Below are 17,924 nucleotides of genomic sequence, written 5' to 3' on the forward strand. Positions count from 1 at the left end.
ATTGGGAGTGTGTTCTCGTGAATCAACTGAATTCTGGTGCTAAGTCATCCCCTTTATTTTATGGATGGATTGTTGTGCTGATTACCTTCGTCACATTGCTTGTCGCTGCGGGAATTAGGGCAATGCCAAGTATATTGATGCTTCCCTTCGAGAAAGAGTTCGGTTGGACGCGAGGCGGGATATCCGGCGTTATCTCAGTCGGTATATTCTTATATGGCTTGGTTGGCCCATTTTCAGCGGCGTTATTAGTCAAATTCGGCATTCGAAGAATCATGCTCATTTCCTTGTCTGTTCTAGCGTTAAGTTTGTCTGTCACGCCCTGGATGACGCACTTATGGCAGTTTCAAATTCTCTGGGGCTTAGTGGCGGGGCTTGGGACTGGGATGATGGCGAATGTGCTAGGTGTCACGGTTTCCAATCAATGGTTCGTGAAGCGAAAAGGATTAGTCGTGGGTATGCTGACTGCGAGCGCGGCGACGGGGCAGCTGCTGTTCCTGCCGCTTCTCGCCAAAATTATTGTAGATATCGGCTGGCGTTTTGCCATTTATACAACGGTAGCTGTCATTGTAGTACTCATAGGCATTGTAGCAATTTGGATGCGAAATCATCCCTATGATTTGGGAGTTGCCGCATATGGGGCAGATGAGGTCGTAAAGCCGGACGCTTTTAAAGGAAGCATCTTTTTAACGCCTATCAAAACCTTGTTCTCTGCCTTGAAAAACAAAACATTCTTGCTGCTGGCAGGTACCTTTTTCTTCTGCGGTTTCTCGACCAATGGTTTAATCGGCACCCACCTGATTCCGGCTTGCGGCGATCATGGCATTCCCGAAATTATGGCGGCAGGCTTGCTAGCATTAATGGGACTGTTTGATTTAATTGGCACGACGCTTTCCGGTTGGTTATCAGACCGATTCGACAATCGCTGGCTGCTATTCTGGTACTATGGGTTACGTGGACTTTCTTTGTTGTTCCTGCCTTTTGCTTTGGATGCAGGTCCAAGCTCATTGTTGATATTCTCGGTTTTCTACGGTTTGGATTGGATCGCAACGGTGCCGCCTACGGTTAAGCTTGCCTCTGTTGAGTTCGGCAGAGAGAAAGCCGGCATGATCTTTGGCTGGGTTGTCGTCGCCCACCAAATCGGCGCTTCCGCAGCAGCATATAGCGGAGGACTTGTCCGGGAATGGCTGGGCAGTTATACGCTTCCGTTCCTCGGAGCCGGATTCATTTGTTTAATTGCCGCTTTGATGGCGGTCCGAATTGCAAGAAAACCCGCAGTTGCTGTTTCATAAGCAGATTAATGATACTCTCAGAAGCAATTGCTTCTGAGGTTTTTTATATGGGGGGAAGAAGATTGCGTCCCAGCGAAGTAAGGGGCTGTCCCTAAGGTCACAAGACCTTGTGGGCAGCCCTTCTTTATTTCGCAAATAAGAGTCTTCATTAGCTCCTATCTATGCAAAAAGGGATGATTCTTCTCGAATAGAAGTCGTTGGAGGCTCTTATTTTGGGGAACGCCAACCACACTTCCAAGCTTTGCAAACAGAAAAAGAAGCTGCTTAGAGGATAAATCTACTTTTGGGACTGCCCAGGAGAAGAGCATCTCATCTGCGATGATTCTATCAAAAGGGCAGCGCAGTTCCCTGCTCAGTACGCAAATAAAACGGTTGCAAAAGAAGTTGTATCCTTTTATGATAGAAGTTAATTAATGATTTTACTTATCGATTAATTATTTTATTAATAAGAGGAGCGAACTTCCCCATGACGAACCGGATTACTGTAAACGCAGATAGGGTTAAAGGTACAATAAATCGCAATATTTATGGTCATTTCTCCGAACATCTCGGGCGTTGTATTTATGAAGGACTGTGGGTAGGAGAAGATTCTCCCATTCCCAATACCAATGGCATTCGCAACGATGTCATAGCGGCATTGAAGAAAATGAAGATCCCCGTGCTCAGATGGCCAGGAGGCTGTTTCGCAGATGAGTATCATTGGAAGGACGGTATCGGTCCGCGTGAACTACGAAAACGGATGATTAATACCCATTGGGGCGGCGTGGTTGAAAATAACCATTTTGGTACGCACGAATTCATGATGCTCTGTGAACTGTTGGAATGTGAGCCTTACATTAATGGCAATGTCGGAAGTGGTACCGTTCAGGAAATGTCAGAGTGGGTGGAGTATATGACTTTCGAAGGTGTGTCCCCCATGGCTGAGCTGCGTGAAGCGAATGGGAGAACTGAGCCATGGAAGGTGAAATACTTCGGTGTCGGCAATGAGAACTGGGGATGCGGAGGCAATATGCGCCCGGAGTATTATGCTGATTTGTACCGCCAATTCCAGACCTATGTCCGAAATTACGGAGATAATCGCATACATAAGATTGCTTGTGGACCTAACGGGGATGACTACCATTGGATGGAAACGTTGATGAAGCAAGCTCATCGGTTTATGGATTCCACAACGCTGCATTATTACACGATCACAGGTGATTCCTGGCAGGAGAAAGGCGCAGCAACGGGTTTTCCCGAAGAACAGTGGTCACGTACCTTGAAGCAAGCCCTTTATATGGAAGAACTGCTTGTAAAACATTCTGCCATCATGGATCAATATGACCCGGAGAAGCGAATCGGCTTGCTCGTCGATGAATGGGGAACTTGGTATGATGTGGAACCGGGAACGAATCCTGGCTTTCTTTATCAACAAAATACAATTCGCGATGCGCTTGTGGCAGCCATTACTTTGAATATGTTCAACCAACACTGTGACCGCGTTCAAATGGCAAATTTGGCCCAGTTGGTGAATGTTCTTCAAGCTGTCATTTTAACGGAAGGCGAGAAGATGCTTCTTACGCCCACGTATCATGTGTTTGACATGTACAAAGTACATCAGGATGCACAACTGCTTGATCTCCACCTAATTTCTCAGGATGTAAAAAATGACAAACAGGTGATCCCGCAAATATCGAGCTCAGCATCAAAAGATGATGAAGGACGCATCCATATCAGCTTGTGCAATCTGGACCATCAGTCGAACGCGGTCGTAGAGATTGAACTTCGAGGCTTGGTTGAAGGCAAAGTGAAGGTTGCTGGAACGATCCTTTCTGCTGACAAGGTTGATGGACACAATACGTTTGAGCATCCCGATCAAGTGGCTCCGGCAGCTTTTACAGCTTTTACGCTGGAGGGTCGCAATTTGCGAGTTGATTTGGTTCCGATGTCTGTTACTGTTTTAGAGCTGACTTCGGAATAAAACGGATGCAGACTGATCGTTCATGCAAGGGATGCCGGGATGACTACAACGTCACAGATGCTCAGATTAGCAGGATACTAGCCGCACCGATGTTTCAAGAGGCGAACTGTGTTCCGGACTCCGTTTATGAGCACAGATTGCGAATATGCAGGGAATGCCCCAAGCTTCATGGCGGCCATACTTGTTCGATGTGTGGTTGTATTGTGCAGGTGACGGCTAAGTTGAAGAACAAGAGCTGTCCTATCGTTGGCTCGAATACGATCGGCTGGCAGAAATATGAGGATTCGTGAATGAGCCGTGAGTTGTGAGTCGTGAGTCGTGGGGCAAAACAACTGGCATGCTCTCTGGTAGACGGCGAATGAGAGGCGGCGCCACGCAGAGATGGAGAAAACCTGCGAAAATGCAGGTTTTCTCCGTGAAGTCGTGCTAAATGAAGGGAATAGCTGCGATTGTGCAGGTATTTTCTTGTTTTTCACCCCAAACGGATAAATCTGACTCCAAAAGATGCACATTTGCAGGCATTTACTACTAAGCGGAATTTTTTTGCATAAAAAGATGCATTATCGCAGGTTTTTGCTTGCAGACATAGACAGATAGCCGCTTTCGCCGTTTGCCATTGAATTGAGTGGCCTTCTTCATTCCGATTTTGAGCAACGGCGGATTAGGATCTTCATTGATACAACCGAGAATACCCATATTGTGGTAGAATAGTTGGGAAAGTTAAGTTGGAATTGGTAGTTTGTAAAAGCTCAGGAGGTTCTCATGAAAAAATGGCTTGCGCTCCTCCTTCTTACTGTATGTTGTTTGATCAGTTACTTCTGGAATGGCACTCCGGACCAAAATCCTTACCTGATCACAGACTACAGCAGACTTCATCCTGTGAAAGTTGCAAGTGTAAAGAAAGGACATGAAGAGGAGCAGTTGGCAGCAATTTTGCAGGAAGCGAAGGAGAAAAATTTGAGCATCTCTATTGCCGGGCAGCGGCATAGTCAGGGTGGGCATACCTTTTACAAAGACAGTATTGTAGTGGACATGACTGCTTATAACCGCGTGCTGTCCTTCGATAAGGAGCATAAGCTCATTAACGTTCAAGCCGGAGCGACTTGGAAAGATGTACAAGATTACATTAATCCGTATGGTTTAGCCGTAAAAACAATGCAATCTCAAAACATATTTACAATCGGGGGCTCATTAAGCGTCAATGCGCATGGCCGTGATATTCGCAATGGTTCACTTATCAAAAGTGTGGAATCGTTCCGTTTGCTTACTGCGGATGGTCAAATCAAACAGGTTAGCCGCTCTGACAATGCCGAGTTGTTTCCGCTCGCAATTGGCGGGTACGGTCTTTTTGGCATCATTCTGGACGTAACGCTCTCATTAACGGACAATGAAATGTATAAAATCGCATTTGATAAAATGGATGCAAGCGAATACTCCACCTATTTTATGGAGCAGGTAAAGGCAAATCCCGATATTCACATGCATATTGCGCGGATTTCGGTAGCGCCGGACCACTTTTTGACGGATATGTACGCCATGAATTATGTGGTTGACCGTTCCATTTCTTTGCAGGATCATGATGCTTTGAAAACACGAGAGTCAGGCGTTGAGCTATCCAAGCTATTGTTTAACTTGAACCGAACGTTTGACTGGGGGAAAACGCTGCTTTGGCAGCTGCAAGAGCCTTATTTCGCCAAACAAGCAGGCAAATCTATAACTAGAAATAACGCGATGCGTTCGGAGTCGGCTTTCATGGCGTACGACCAAGCGGGTAGCAATGATTTGCTGCAGGAATATTTTGTGCCCGTACAGGAATTTGCCGGTTTTGTGAATGAGTTTAGGGCGCTGTTGAAGTCAGAAAATTTGAATCTGCTCAATATTACTGTGCGTTATGTAAATCAGGATGAAGAAGCAGAGCTTTCTTATGCCAAAGACGATATGTTTGCGCTAGTCTGTTTGTTTCATGTTCCTTTGTCAGATCAAGGGCAGTCGCAAGTACGTTCGGGTATTCAAAAAGTAATTGATCAAGTTATTCAGCACCGTGGGAGCTATTATTTGCCGTATGCCGCATATCCGAGGATTGATCAGTTTAAAGCTGTCTATCCTGCGCAAGAGGCTTTTTTTCGGAAAAAGGAGCAATACGATCCGAATCATCTATTCATGAACTATTTTTATATGGATTATAAAGGGGAATAGCTGGAAATGGACACCAAATGGCTTATTCGCTCTCAAAGCGTCGTGACTCTAGCGGCTGGCTTGATTTATCCCTATTACTTGCTGTTTCTCAAAAATTTAGGCAACAGCTTCTCGAAATATGGGCTGGCCTTTGCGGTGTTTACTATTAGTTCTGCGGCTGTCTCGCAGTGGCTTGCACCTCGGATTGATCAACAAGGGATCAAGATGCTGACCTGGAGCTCTCTTGGGATGGCAGCTGCGATGCTTATGTTTCCGTGGGTGGAGAGCTACACATGGGTGCTTGCGATACAACTGCTCATGGGAGTTTGCAATGCTATGCAAAAGATGAGCGAGCGCCTGCTTATTGCTGATCACACAAGGGAAGGCCAGCGTGGGGCGATGATTGGAGCTTTTCATTTCTGGACATCTGTGGCCTCCGGATTTGCCGTAGTTCTTGGCGGGTGCATTATTGATTGGCTTACAATCAATGTGCTTTTTTACGCGAGTGCGCTGTTGTATGCATGGAGTGCTTGGTTTACTTTTCAAGCGAGCAAGAGGCAGCTTTTGAATAAATGAAAGGAAGGGCGAGTCTGAAACCTGCGAAAGTGCAGGCTTTTTCAGCAAAATCGGTTGAAAAGTGGGAAAGCATGCGATTATGCAGGTATTTCAAGCATTCTCATCCTGAAGTCAGAAATAGGCCGTAAAAGGATGCACATTTGCAGGCATTTACTGATTTCAGGCTAAATCATGCCCAAAAAGCTGCACAATCGGCAGGTTTATATAGACAGGACCGGTTGTTTGCACCTTTGCCACCTTGGCTTGAAACGATTAGACAGCCCGATATGAATACGATTATAATAGGAATAGTAGTGCCATGTTCAATGGAGCGGAAAACCGAGTTGTCATCAGAGTAGTCTGGTGCACTCGGTTCTTTCTTTGCAATCGTGAATAAGTGGAGGAGGAAGACAGATGAAATATCGTCAACTGGGAAATACGGAGCTGCAAGTTAGTGAGGTCAGTTTTGGCACTTGGGCAATTGGCGGGGGCTGGGGAGATGCGGATGACCATGAGGCATTGAACGGTTTGAGCCGAGCGATGGATGCGGGAGTCAATTTTTTTGATACAGCGGATGTGTATGGCTCCGGTCATGCCGAAGAGCTGCTGGCGAAAGCGACCAAAGGCAAAGAAGACAATATTCATGTAGCCACGAAGTTTTGCCGTGCGGGTGATATTCATGATTTACATACCTATTCAGAGGAGTCTGTCCGTGCCTATTGTGAAAATAGCCTGAAACGATTGCAACGCGAGCGCATTGATCTCTATCAGATTCACTGCCCGCCTCTTGCGATTCTGAAGGATGGTCATGTATTTGAAGTATTGGAGAAGTTACAAGCTGAAGGCAAAATCCGTCATTACGGTGTGAGCGTCGAGACCGTTGAAGAAGGCTTGTTCTGTCTAAATGTGCCGGGTGTGAAGGCGCTTCAAGTTATTTATAACTTGTTTCGCCAGAAACCTACGGAAGCTTTGTTTCCGCAAGCGAAGGCTGCCGGTGTAGGTATTCTTGTGAGATTGCCACTGGCTAGCGGCTTATTGACGGGGAAATTTAATGAAACGAGCACATTTGCGGCTGATGATCATCGTAATTTCAACGCGAACGGCGAGCAGTTTAATGTAGGCGAGACCTTCGCCGGCCTGCCTTTTGCCAAAGGTGTCGAGCTGGCCAGAGAACTGGCTTGGATCGCGGAAGGCCGTGGCAACATGGCGAAGGCTTCCATGCGTTGGATTCTGGACAATCCGAACATCACCTGTGTGATTCCCGGATTTAAGAATGAGCATCAAGTCGAGGATAACCTTGGGACGGCGCAAGCTGCCTCGTTTGCGACAGCTGAGTTGGAACGTCTTCAGCAATTTTATCATAATCAAGTGAAGGATCATATTCGGGGGCCTTACTAGGAGAAACTGTTCAACTAGTGATGAAACGGAACTGTGATCCTCTAAATGGCGATTATCGGTTCTGATTTCATCCAAAGAGAACTAGGATCCTCTATATGGGTTCTTTTAACTCAAATGTAGGGTTAAATGTTAAAATAGCGTACCCTAGTTCCGTTACCTGTGTGAAATACTTGTTTCAGCTCTATTTAACGGATCCTAGTTCCTTTTCATCTTTCATTGCGTGATCTCTCTGGACTTTTCCCCATGTTTTTAAGACGGAACCCCAAGCTTCTTCGGATACATCGGTGATACAGTTGAGGTATTACTTGTATAGCTTATGTAACCCGAAGAGGAGCTGATTTCATGACGATGGAGAAAGTCGCAGAAAAGGTTTGGAAAGAAATGCTGAAGGATCACAGTGGAGAATGGGGAATGGATATCGATCACTGGGATTGGGTGCCTGGGGTAGGTGTGATTGCTTTGCTGTCGTATTATGAGACTACTCAGCAGCATGAAGTACTGGACTATCTTCTGAGCTGGGTTGAGAAGAATAAGAAGAAAGCTTTGGGGAACACGGTCATTAACTCAGTTGCACCTTTTGCCATTTTCCCTAAGCTCTATCGCTTGACGAATGAGCCGTGGTTTCGCAATGAGTCACTCCGGGTAGCGGAGTGGATGGTATCCGAAGCACCACGGACACGCGAACTTGCGTTCGAGCACACGGTAACCGAAAATGCCGAGTTCGCTGAGCAAGTATGGGCGGATACGATCTTTATGGCGGTATTGTTTCTGGCGCGCACCGCAGCGTTGGTAGGCAGCACCAAATATGCGGAAGAAGCGCTGCAGCAAGTGCTCATTCACCTTCGAGTGCTTCAGGATGAGCAGACAGGCGTGTTGTTTCATGGTTGGAACTGCAATTCCGGCGATCATATGTCGGCTGCGCGCTGGACAAGAGCGAATGGCTGGATCGCAGCAGCGGTTCCTTTGATCGTGGAACAGATTTCTCCGCTCATTGCAATCCCAAGTGAGCTGCAGGAACGTTATTCCCGATTGATTGCCGGTCTTCTTTCCTTTCAGCAAGCCGACGGCTTATGGAGCACGGTGATGGATCAACCGGAGTTCTATCACGAAGTATCGGGAAGCGCAGGGATCGGCTACGGGGTATGGAAAGCGATGGATATCGGTTTGATTGAGAATGATGCGCGGTATGATGCCGCTGCCCAGAGGGTCGTGCAAGCCGTGTCTTCCTATATATCGGAGGAGGGAATTGTCGGAGGCGTATCTGGGGGGACACCCGTCATGGAGAGTATCGCGGCATATCAAGAGATTGCCATCTATCCAACGCTATACGGGCAAGGGCTGGTGCTCATGCTGCTGTCCGAGTCGCTAAGAAGGCAAAAGGCAGGAAGTCCTCAAACGCAAAGCTGATTGGCATGTAATGCTTCAAGTCGGAGAAGCTTCCTTAATTAAGATTAGAATCAGGCAACTTGGCATCCGCTGGGTTGCCTAGTTGGCGTTTCACAGCTTCTTTGCGATACTGGTTTGGCGTGAGCGTTGTCCCTTTTTTGAAAACATTAAAAAAGTGAGAGATATCGCCGAAGCCTGTAGCTGCTGTGATTTCGGTTATCGCCAAATCGGTTTCAGCTAGTAACCGCTTCGCTTTATTTAGCCGATACTCCGTTAAAAACTGCTTGATTGTGATCCCGGTTGTCTCTTTGAATAAGTTGAACAATCGGGAGCGGGAAACCGGGAAACGGGCAAGCAGATCATCAATATACAATTCCTCTTGGTGATGCGTGATTAGATAGGAAAGCACATCTCCGACAATTTGCTCATCTTCTGATTTGACAGGACGAATGGCTGTAGGATCACCTTGCAAGCTAAGAAGCAGCAAGAAGAATTCGGAGATCCCTTTCAGAACATTTAATTCAAAATGAGGTTCTTTAAGCCGCAGGGAACGTTCTAATTCGAACATGAGGGTTTGCAGCTGATTGAGCTGTTGAACAGTTAAGAAATAATGACTGGAATCGGGGTGTACTTCCTTCAAGAGTCTTTGAATCGATAAATCGGACGGATGGCATATCGTGTGAAGCTTGTCGAGATAAGATTCATCTATGGAAAGCACATAACGATGGAATTCTTTGTTAAGGACATGAAAAGGACGATGAATGACATTCGGATGCACAACCGTTAAAGTGCCGGCATGCAAGGGATACAAGATGTCTCCTACAATATAGGAACCTGATCCTTGGAAGACAAAATAAAATTCATACCCGTTATGAGAATGAAGAAGCTGCATATCCAAAGGGACTGTGCGAAGTTCGCAATGAACAGGATAAGCGGCGAGAAAATGATTCGTATAAGTGTCAATGGCATAGGCTGGAACAGATTCAAGCTTAGTTCGATCCACGATAATCACCTCCATGATGGCTAGTCTTTCTCATCATTTGCTCTTTACTATACGAGATTATATATTGGAATGACAAGCGGAAACCCATTATTTCCCGAGAAATAAACAAGTAGATGTATGCGATTGCAAATGAGAGCTTCCATCTTTACACAAGGAAAAAGCGGTGTTAAGATTAAATCATACACGATACATAGTATATGATGATAGAAAGGGGACTTCAGCATGAATGACTGGAAGCTTTGGTATACAAGATCAGCGAAGGATTGGTCACAGGGGTTGCCGCTGGGGAACGGGAGACTTGGAGCCGTTGTGTATGGGGGGAGTGAACAAGAAGTCTGGCGGTTGTCAGAAGTCACATTTTGGTCAGGTCAGTCGGAACCGATTGAGGGTGATTTCAATAGCAAAGCAGATTTGGAAGAGATGCGACAGCATTTTTTCGCCGGCGACTATCAGCGAGGGGAAGAGCAAGCCAAGCGGTTGCTCCAGCCTAAGAAGCAAAATTTCGGTACGAATTTGCCGATGTGCCACCTCATTTTACATACTTCGCATCAAGGGCAGGATTTTCATCGTGAATTAGATTTAGAAACGGCGATTTTACAGATTTCTTACCAATCCAATGGGATTACCTATCGGCGGGAGACTTTCGCTTCTCATGCGGATGACTTGATCGTTTCACATCTATGGGGCGAGCAGCAAGGCTCTCTTTCTTTTACGCTTGGTGTCGAAGGGTTGACGGAGCGGTTTACAAGGGAGACAGCCTCTGGCGATTCGTTGATTATCAAAGCTCATGCGACTGAAACGATGCACAGCAACGGCGAATGCGGTGTACACAGCTATGGGATATTCAAAGTAGTCGCATATGGGGGTACCGTGAGCATGAATGGCGGCCAAATCGAAGTCACTGATGCAGATGAAGCTTTCATTTACGTGACAGTCAATACCGACTATCGGAAAAGCGATGCGCAATGGCTCCACGAATCAGATCGTCAACTGGAGCAAGCTATGGCACAAGGCTATGCACAGCTTAAGGCTAATCACCTATCCGATTACAAACAGCTGTATGATCGGGTGAGCATAGATTTGGGTCATTCTGAAGCCAGTCTGCTTCCAACGGATGAGAGAATCCGTTTATTCCGCAAAGATCAGGTAGATGACCCGCAATTGTATGCGCTTTTTTATCAATATGGGCGGTATTTGATGATTGCCGGCTCACGTGCCAATTCTCCGCTGCCATTGAACTTACAGGGCATTTGGAACGACGGCGAGGCAAACCGCATGCAGTGGAGCTGCGATTATCATCTGGATATTAATACGCAAATGAATTATTTTCCGACGGAAGCGAGCAATTTGGCAGAGTGTCATCTTCCTTTAGTGTCTTATATTGAACAATTGGCGGCGGCAGGCAGAAGATCTGCCCAGCAGTTTTATGGATGTGAAGGCTGGGTTGCTCATGTGTTCTCCAATGCATGGGGGTTTACGGCGCCAGGCTGGGAGACCTCATGGGGACTGAATGTGACAGGCGGCTTATGGATTGCAGCGCAAATACGCGAGCACTACGAATACAGCTTGGATCAGGAGTTTCTATTGAATCGGGCTTATCCGGTCATGAAGGAAGCGGCAGCCTTTTTCCTGGATTATATGACTGTACATCCGGCCTTTGGTTGGCTTGTAACGGGACCCTCTAATTCGCCGGAGAACAGCTTTTATATTCATGGTCATGAGCATCAGTTGTCGATGGGGCCAACGCTTGATCAAGTGCTGGTTCGAGATTTATTCGTTTTTTGTTTGGAGGCTTCCAAACGGCTGGGAGTGGATCTTGCTTGGCAGGAAAAGCTGAACAAAGCAATCGCCAAGCTGCCGCCGCTGCAAATCGGCAAGCAGGGACAATTGCAAGAATGGCTTGAGGATTATGAGGAAGCCCAACCGGATCACCGGCATCTGTCACATTTGGTTAGTTTGTTCCCAAGCCACCAAGTAACCGTACAAGATACACCTGCATTAAGCGAAGCGGCACGAACAACCCTTCGCAATCGGATGTCGCGTAAGGAGCTGGAAGATGTTGAATTCACAGTTGCCGCTTTTGCAGCCAGCTTCTCGCGATTGCAGGATGGAGAGAACGCCTATAAACATTTGACGCATTTGATTGGCGAGCTTTGTTTCGATAATTTGTTAACCTACTCCAAGCCGGGCATCGCTGGGGCGGAGAAACAAATATTTGTAGTAGACGGTAATTTTGGAGGCACGGCGGCGATTGCGGATATGCTGCTGCAATGCCGGTTAGGACAGATTACGCTTCTTCCTGCACTGCCCCTGAGCTGGTCTACAGGAAAAGTGACAGGCTTGCGTGCCAAAGGGCATATCGAAGTCGATATAACTTGGGAAAACGGTGAGTTAAGCGACGCTTGGATAAAAGCGTACTCCTCCGGACGCACCATTTTATTTTATGGAAATCAGAGCTTAGCACTTGAACTGAAGCCAGGCGCAGTCTACAAACTTAATAACAAGCTGCAAATAACGGAGCAGAAATAAGGAAATTTGTATGCTCTGCACCCCAATTGTACCTAGGCGGCATGAACCAAAGTCGATATAATCAGCGTGTATCAAGTAAGCGCTATCATTATAGAGATATGGTTTGATGCTTCTTGGGTAATTTGGGGAGGTTAAAAAAATGAATACGTTCCATCAGGCAAGTCAGCATGCAATATTATACGATCGTCCAGCTGTTCACTTTTTTGAAGGGGCATTGCTGGGCAATGGAGGATTGGGAGCTGTTGTTACGACACGCCCCGATTCGGTGCTTATTCATTTTGGTCATAACAACGTTTGGGATATAAGAATTGCGGAGCAAAACCAAGATCAACTTGGCACATTTGAGAGCTTATTTGCAAGACTGAAGGAAATCCCTGAGCATTATGATTCATTAAGTGAAGAGAACTGGTACAAAGAGTACGTTGCTATGGCTGCTGAGAACTATAGCTATCCGTATCCGCGCCCAATGCCTTGCGGTTCCTTGCTGCTCGGTTTTGACCAACGCACGACGGAAGTGCTTGGACATACTTTACATATCGACAATGGACGATGCGATATTCATTTTCTAGTTCATGGGGCACCTGCCACGCTCCAAGTATTTGTTGATCAGCAAGCTGATCGCCTATGGGTTGCTATGAAAGAAGAGAGTCTGACCGATTCGATAGCTTCCTTTGTCAATCGACTAAAGCTGATACCTGACCCTTCCACGCCGCAAGAACTTCCCCGCTTTCAATCTATGGTTGATATTTCAAGCAAAGAGGTTGCCTTTCGTCAAACTTTGCCGTACTCCGATAGAGAAGAAGATGCGTCAGCGGATATTTCCCAAGACCGCGCCTTTCGCTTATCCGCGAAGCTCTCCGCCACCATCCCGGTTCAGGAAAGTGATCAGGAGCTGGAGCTGCGGCTCGGGAGTGGAACTGATTTCTTCGTTTGTGTCCAATTGGAAGAAGGACTTGCGTCAACCGTTACCGAATTAGTTAAGCCGATCGATTCACCTACGAAGCAGTCTTGCGAATCCGCTTTTTCGGAATCCGAAAGAAGTTGGCAGGCTTACTGGTCTCGTTCGGGTGTTGCCTTGGAAGATGCGTTTCTGGAGCAAATGTGGTATCGAAATTTATATTTCTTCCACTGCTCAGTGAAAGCGGAAGCGACATGTCCAGGCATTTTTGCCAATTGGAGCTATGGCAGGATCGGTGCGGAGTGGCATGGCGATTACCATATGAATTATAATACACAGCAGCCTTTTTGGGTCGCGTTCTCAAGCAATCATGTGGATAAGCATCTGGCTTACGTGAATATGGTGGACCATGTCCTGCCTATTAGCCAGAAATGGGCCAAAAACTACTATGGGCTTCGAGGTGCCTACTATCCACATTCTGCTTACCCGGTTGAGATGAATGTAATGCCGTATCCAGTGCCTCATTGGGGATGGGAGATATGCGAAACTCCATGGACGGTGCAGAGCCTTTGGTGGCATTATTTATATACGATGGACAAATCGTTCTTGGCTGAACGGGCTTTCAGGCCAATGAAAGAAGCGGTTCTGTTTATGGTGGATTATATGAAACGGCCGGATGCGCACGGCGAATCCTGGGGAGATGACCGCTATCACATTTTCCCGACAGTGGTGCCGGAGCTATACGAGCTAACGCCTGGCTTCAAAAAGAACAGCGACTGCATCGTGGATCTGACTTTAACGAAATTTCTATTTCATGCCTATAAGCAAGCGTGCAGTGAGCTTGAGCGAAGCGAAGATGAGGCGGAACTGCTGGCTGAAGTTGAAGAGGTGTTGCTTAAATTTCCCGACTATCCGGTTGCGCAGTCGCAGCGGGGCAAGGTATTCGTATCTGTTCCAAGCGAGGACCCGGAGGTGGTCTATAATGTCCCTAATGGGGTATCAACGGTATTTCCCGGAGAAGACCATGGCTTGCATTCGGATCCGGAAACGTATGAGATCGCCGTTAATTCCTATCGGAATCACCGCAATGAAGGCGGCAATGATCTTGTCTTTTATCATCTTGCCGGGGCTCGTTTAGGTCAGCTTGATCTAGAACGTTTTAAGCGTCACGTGGCCTACTGCATGCTGCCCAATGGGACCTGTACGGACAAATTGCTGCAATCCGGAGGCAGATACTCCGATACGACAGAGTATGGCTACATGGGAGAAATGGGTGTCTGGTTTGAGAATTTCGCTTTGCCTGCTGTTATTAATGAATGTTTGCTGCAAAGCTATAATGGCATCCTGCGCTTCTTTCCCAACTGGTCGCTGGAGACCCGTGCGGAGTTCTCTACCTTGCGTGCTGTAGGCGGATTTCTTGTTAGTGCAGAGGCGAATCAAGGCGATATCCAGTGGATAGAAATTTATAGTGAAGCAGGCTCGGAGCTTCGCCTTTATAATCCATGGGAACAGGGCGTGAGGTGCTTACGCCAAAGCGGAGAAGAAACAAAATTTGGACACATGATCACGATGCCAACAACACCAGGTGAGCATATTCGCTTCATACGAGCATAGCATTCATTTTGAGCGATACCGCTTAATCATCAAAAGCATTCCGAAACTTCCAAATTGGAAGGGAGAATTGCCGTGCCTAAATATTCACGTATTTTTCGGAGATTTTTGATCTCCTATATTGTTATTTTAATCATTCCGAGCATTGCCGGTTATATGTCCTATCGTACGGCTATTTCGGTTACCCAATCCATCTCCATCGAAAATAAAGTGACGCAGCTGCAAAAGAGTCAAGAGATTTTGGAGCGTCGAATCGCCGAAGTGGAGAGCTTTACAAGACAGCTGGCTCTAAATCAAGATTTAAGCTTATTGTTGAGCGAAAATCTAGTGGATGAGAAAGCAAACGTGTATGGCATCTGGAAAATCACGAGAGACATTAAGGCTTACAGCCAGACCAATGATTTTTTAAAGCATTTTTACATTTATTTAAGAAATTTCAATGTGATCATCACACCGGGAAATGCCTATTTTCGGCCCGAGCATTATTATCAGACCTCGCGTTATGCCAATTTAACATTGGAGGAATGGAAAAGCAGTATTTTAGACAAAACTCATAGAAGTGAGATGCTGCCGCTTAGTCCTTTTATCAATAATGGCGTGCAAACGTCTGTGATTACCTTTATGCAATCGCTCCCATTAGACAGCTTCAATGATACATCGCCCGCTATGGTGGTTACGGTTATCGATGAGCAAACGATCAATGGCGTGCTCTCTGGACTGCGGGACCCAGATGGCGGTTGGACGTATATTAGCGATGCGCAGGGACGTACGCTTAGTTTGCAGGGCATCAAACAGCAGGAGATTGACCAGCTATCCTCGGACAGCCGTTTGGATAAAAAGAAAATGAGTCAATTTTATGCCGATGACCTCGTCATTACGATTCGTTCCGATTCGTCCGGTTGGGTATACCGTGCAGGCATTCCCAGACACAATTTAATGGAGAATGCGAACAAAATTAAATACATCACTTGGTCTGTAACGGGCGTTGCGCTGCTTATTGGGCTCATTGTAGGGTTTCTGTTATCCTATCGCAATACCGCTCCTATCACGAAGCTGCTGGGTGTAATGAAAGAGCAGTTCGGCAAGGATGCGACGCTGGGGCGTAATGAATATGACTTCTTGCAGGGCAACATTTCTCATATTATTACGAACAACAAGCGGCTTGAGTCTGAACTGAATCGCCAGCTTCCCCTCATTCGGGATGCTTTTCTGAAACGGCTTATTGCCGGGGAATTTCAATCCAGAGAAGAGATTATTTCTGCTGCGGCGCAAGCGGATACGGGTTTGAGTATGAATGCCGGCTATACCGGTATTTTGCAAATCAACGGCTATTCAGGCATGGACAGCGTTGAAATTCTGAATGAGCTTAATGCCGCTAGGCTTATTTTGAAGCAATTCCTGCTGGAATCCGGCAGTCCATTGAACGTTCAAATGACAGATGTTGGCTCTGATCGCATAGTAGCCATTTTCACCGCTGTTGAGCAGGATGAACTAGAGGAAATTCGTAAGGAAGACATCGAGGGACTCATGAATACGCTGGCTGAATCAGCCTTTAGTGAATATCGTATTACGATTACAGCAGCAATCAGCGATCCTTTTTCCTCCATTGTGGAGGTCAGCCGTTCCTATGAGCAAGCTAGGCAAGCGTGGGAATACGCCGTTTATATGAATCGAAAAGGGATCGTTTGGTTCAGCGACACTCAGATTGAGAGCAACACCTATTATTATCCTATTGATGTGGAGCTGCGCTTGATCAGTACGATTAGAGCAGGAGACATCCATGAGGCTGAGCGCATCGTTCAATCCATTATTGAACAAAACACGCGTAATCGAGAGCTGTCGATGGAAATGAAGCATCAATTTATCGGCGAATTGAAGGGTACCCTGCTGAAGCTGCTGGATCAGAAAGCGTTGATGGAGTCCCCCCTATTTGAGAAAATCAAAGACCGAATCATTGGTATTCAAACGCAGGATGGAATTGAAATCATTTCCCGAGAAATATCAGACATTATCGTCGCGATGTGTGAGGTTATTTCGAGTAAAAAGAGCGATATCCATATCAAAACCGTGAAACAAATTAACGAGTTTATCGCAGAGATGTATTCGGACCCGGATCTGAATCTATATCGAATCGCTGAAAAAGTAGAACGTCCAGAGAAGTACATCTCCCAGTTGTTTAAAGAAGTAACGGGCACCAATTTATCCGATCATTTGGAAAAAGTAAGGATGGATCACGCAGCTGTTCTGCTAAAACGAAACGAATTCAATGTGGATGAAATCGCCACGCATGTCGGCTACAACAGCTCGCATTCGTTCCGCAGAGCTTTCAAGCGCGTGATGGGCGTTTCGCCTACTTCGTTTAGGCAGTCTGCTGAATAGGGTTGAATGGTTAGAAGTAGATGGATTAGATACTTTTAATTGTAGGATTCTCTGATTTTGGGTTAAGCAGAGAGCAAAAAGATGCATAATTGTAGGGATTTTTCTCAGGGGATCGGGGAAGGTATGGGGCACGGCTTGAGGGTGCTGGATCTCCCTGCTGGATGCTGAAAACCTTTGAAAACCTGCGAAAGTGCAGGAATTTTCAGCGAAATGGCGAGAAAAATGGGAATTCCTGCAAATGTGCAGGAATTTTTCAGTTTTTCAGCCTTTAGTCTGCATAATGCTTCAAAAAGATGCACAATTGCAGGAATTTACTGATTTTGGGTTAAATCAAGTTCAAAAAGATGCATATTTGCAGGAATATTTCGCAAGACGCGGTGAACGGAGGCAGGAGGCACGGCTTAGTGTAGCGGATCTGCCAGCCGGATGCTGAAAACCTTTGAAAACCTGCGAAAGTGCAGGCATTTTCAGCGAAATGGCGAGAAAAATGGGAATTCCTGCAATTGTGCAGGAATTTTTCTGTTTTTTCAGCCTTTAGTCCGCATAATGCTTCAAAAAGATGCACAATTGCAGGAATTTACTGATTTTGGGTTAAATCAGGTGCGAAAAGATGCATAATTGCAGGAATATTGAAAATTAGATGAGGGTGAGACTTTACTTGATGAGAAGCAGCCCTTAAACTGGAACTGGAACTGGAACTGGAACTGGAACTGGAACTGGAACTGGAACTGGAACTGGAAC

The 17,924-nt window shown here is 46.3% G+C and carries 11 protein-coding genes; 10 read left to right on the forward strand and 1 reads right to left on the reverse strand.

The window, feature by feature from the left end; genetic code table 11:
* Positions 1–17: 17 nt before the first annotated feature.
* From BC351_RS12405 to BC351_RS12435, 7 genes are all read left to right on the forward strand, one after another.
* Positions 18–1,289 (forward strand): MFS transporter, encoded by a 1,272-nt coding sequence (locus BC351_RS12405; protein ID WP_244208973.1) that lies wholly within the window; start codon positions 18–20, stop codon positions 1,287–1,289.
* Between the two features lie 466 nt (positions 1,290–1,755).
* Positions 1,756–3,249, forward strand: coding sequence for an alpha-N-arabinofuranosidase (locus BC351_RS12410; protein WP_079412370.1), 1,494 nt, complete (start codon positions 1,756–1,758; stop codon positions 3,247–3,249).
* Positions 3,250–3,254: 5 nt separating this feature from the next.
* Positions 3,255–3,539, forward strand: a complete 285-nt coding sequence (locus BC351_RS12415; protein ID WP_079412372.1) for a DUF6171 family protein — start codon at positions 3,255–3,257, stop codon at positions 3,537–3,539.
* Between the two features lie 472 nt (positions 3,540–4,011).
* Positions 4,012–5,445, forward strand: coding sequence for an FAD-binding oxidoreductase (locus tag BC351_RS12420; protein ID WP_079412373.1), 1,434 nt, complete (start codon positions 4,012–4,014; stop codon positions 5,443–5,445).
* A 6-nt stretch (positions 5,446–5,451) separates the two neighbouring features.
* Positions 5,452–6,000 (forward strand): MFS transporter, encoded by a 549-nt coding sequence (locus tag BC351_RS12425; protein WP_079412375.1) that lies wholly within the window; start codon positions 5,452–5,454, stop codon positions 5,998–6,000.
* A gap of 393 nt (positions 6,001–6,393) precedes the next feature.
* The gene (locus BC351_RS12430) at positions 6,394–7,377 is read left to right on the forward strand and encodes an aldo/keto reductase (RefSeq protein ID WP_079412377.1); all 984 of its coding nucleotides are present in this window, start codon (positions 6,394–6,396) and stop codon (positions 7,375–7,377) included.
* A gap of 342 nt (positions 7,378–7,719) precedes the next feature.
* Positions 7,720–8,784, forward strand: coding sequence for a glycoside hydrolase family 88/105 protein (locus tag BC351_RS12435; protein WP_079412379.1), 1,065 nt, complete (start codon positions 7,720–7,722; stop codon positions 8,782–8,784).
* A 34-nt stretch (positions 8,785–8,818) separates the two neighbouring features.
* Here BC351_RS12435 and BC351_RS12440 read toward each other — a convergent pair whose 3' ends face one another.
* The gene (locus BC351_RS12440; RefSeq protein WP_158082066.1) at positions 8,819–9,766 is read right to left on the reverse strand and encodes an AraC family transcriptional regulator; all 948 of its coding nucleotides are present in this window, start codon (positions 9,764–9,766) and stop codon (positions 8,819–8,821) included.
* Between the two features lie 222 nt (positions 9,767–9,988).
* Here BC351_RS12440 and BC351_RS12445 point away from each other — a divergent pair, with 222 nt between their 5' ends.
* The 3 genes from BC351_RS12445 (at position 9,989) to BC351_RS12455 (ending at position 17,183) form a co-directional block, all read left to right on the forward strand.
* Positions 9,989–12,295: a glycoside hydrolase family 95 protein gene (locus tag BC351_RS12445; protein ID WP_079412383.1), complete on the forward strand. Its 2,307-nt coding sequence runs from the start codon at positions 9,989–9,991 to the stop codon at positions 12,293–12,295.
* A 139-nt stretch (positions 12,296–12,434) separates the two neighbouring features.
* Positions 12,435–14,807 (forward strand): glycosyl hydrolase family 95 catalytic domain-containing protein, encoded by a 2,373-nt coding sequence (locus tag BC351_RS12450; protein ID WP_079412385.1) that lies wholly within the window; start codon positions 12,435–12,437, stop codon positions 14,805–14,807.
* 72 nt (positions 14,808–14,879) lie between these two features.
* Entirely contained in the window at positions 14,880–17,183 is a 2,304-nt protein-coding gene (locus tag BC351_RS12455) for a helix-turn-helix domain-containing protein (protein ID WP_079412387.1), read from the forward strand.
* Positions 17,184–17,924 lie beyond the last annotated feature (741 nt).

Origin of the sequence: Paenibacillus ferrarius, assembly GCF_002027705.1 — a bacterium.
Classification (GTDB): Bacteria; Bacillota; Bacilli; order Paenibacillales; family NBRC-103111; genus Paenibacillus_E; species Paenibacillus_E ferrarius.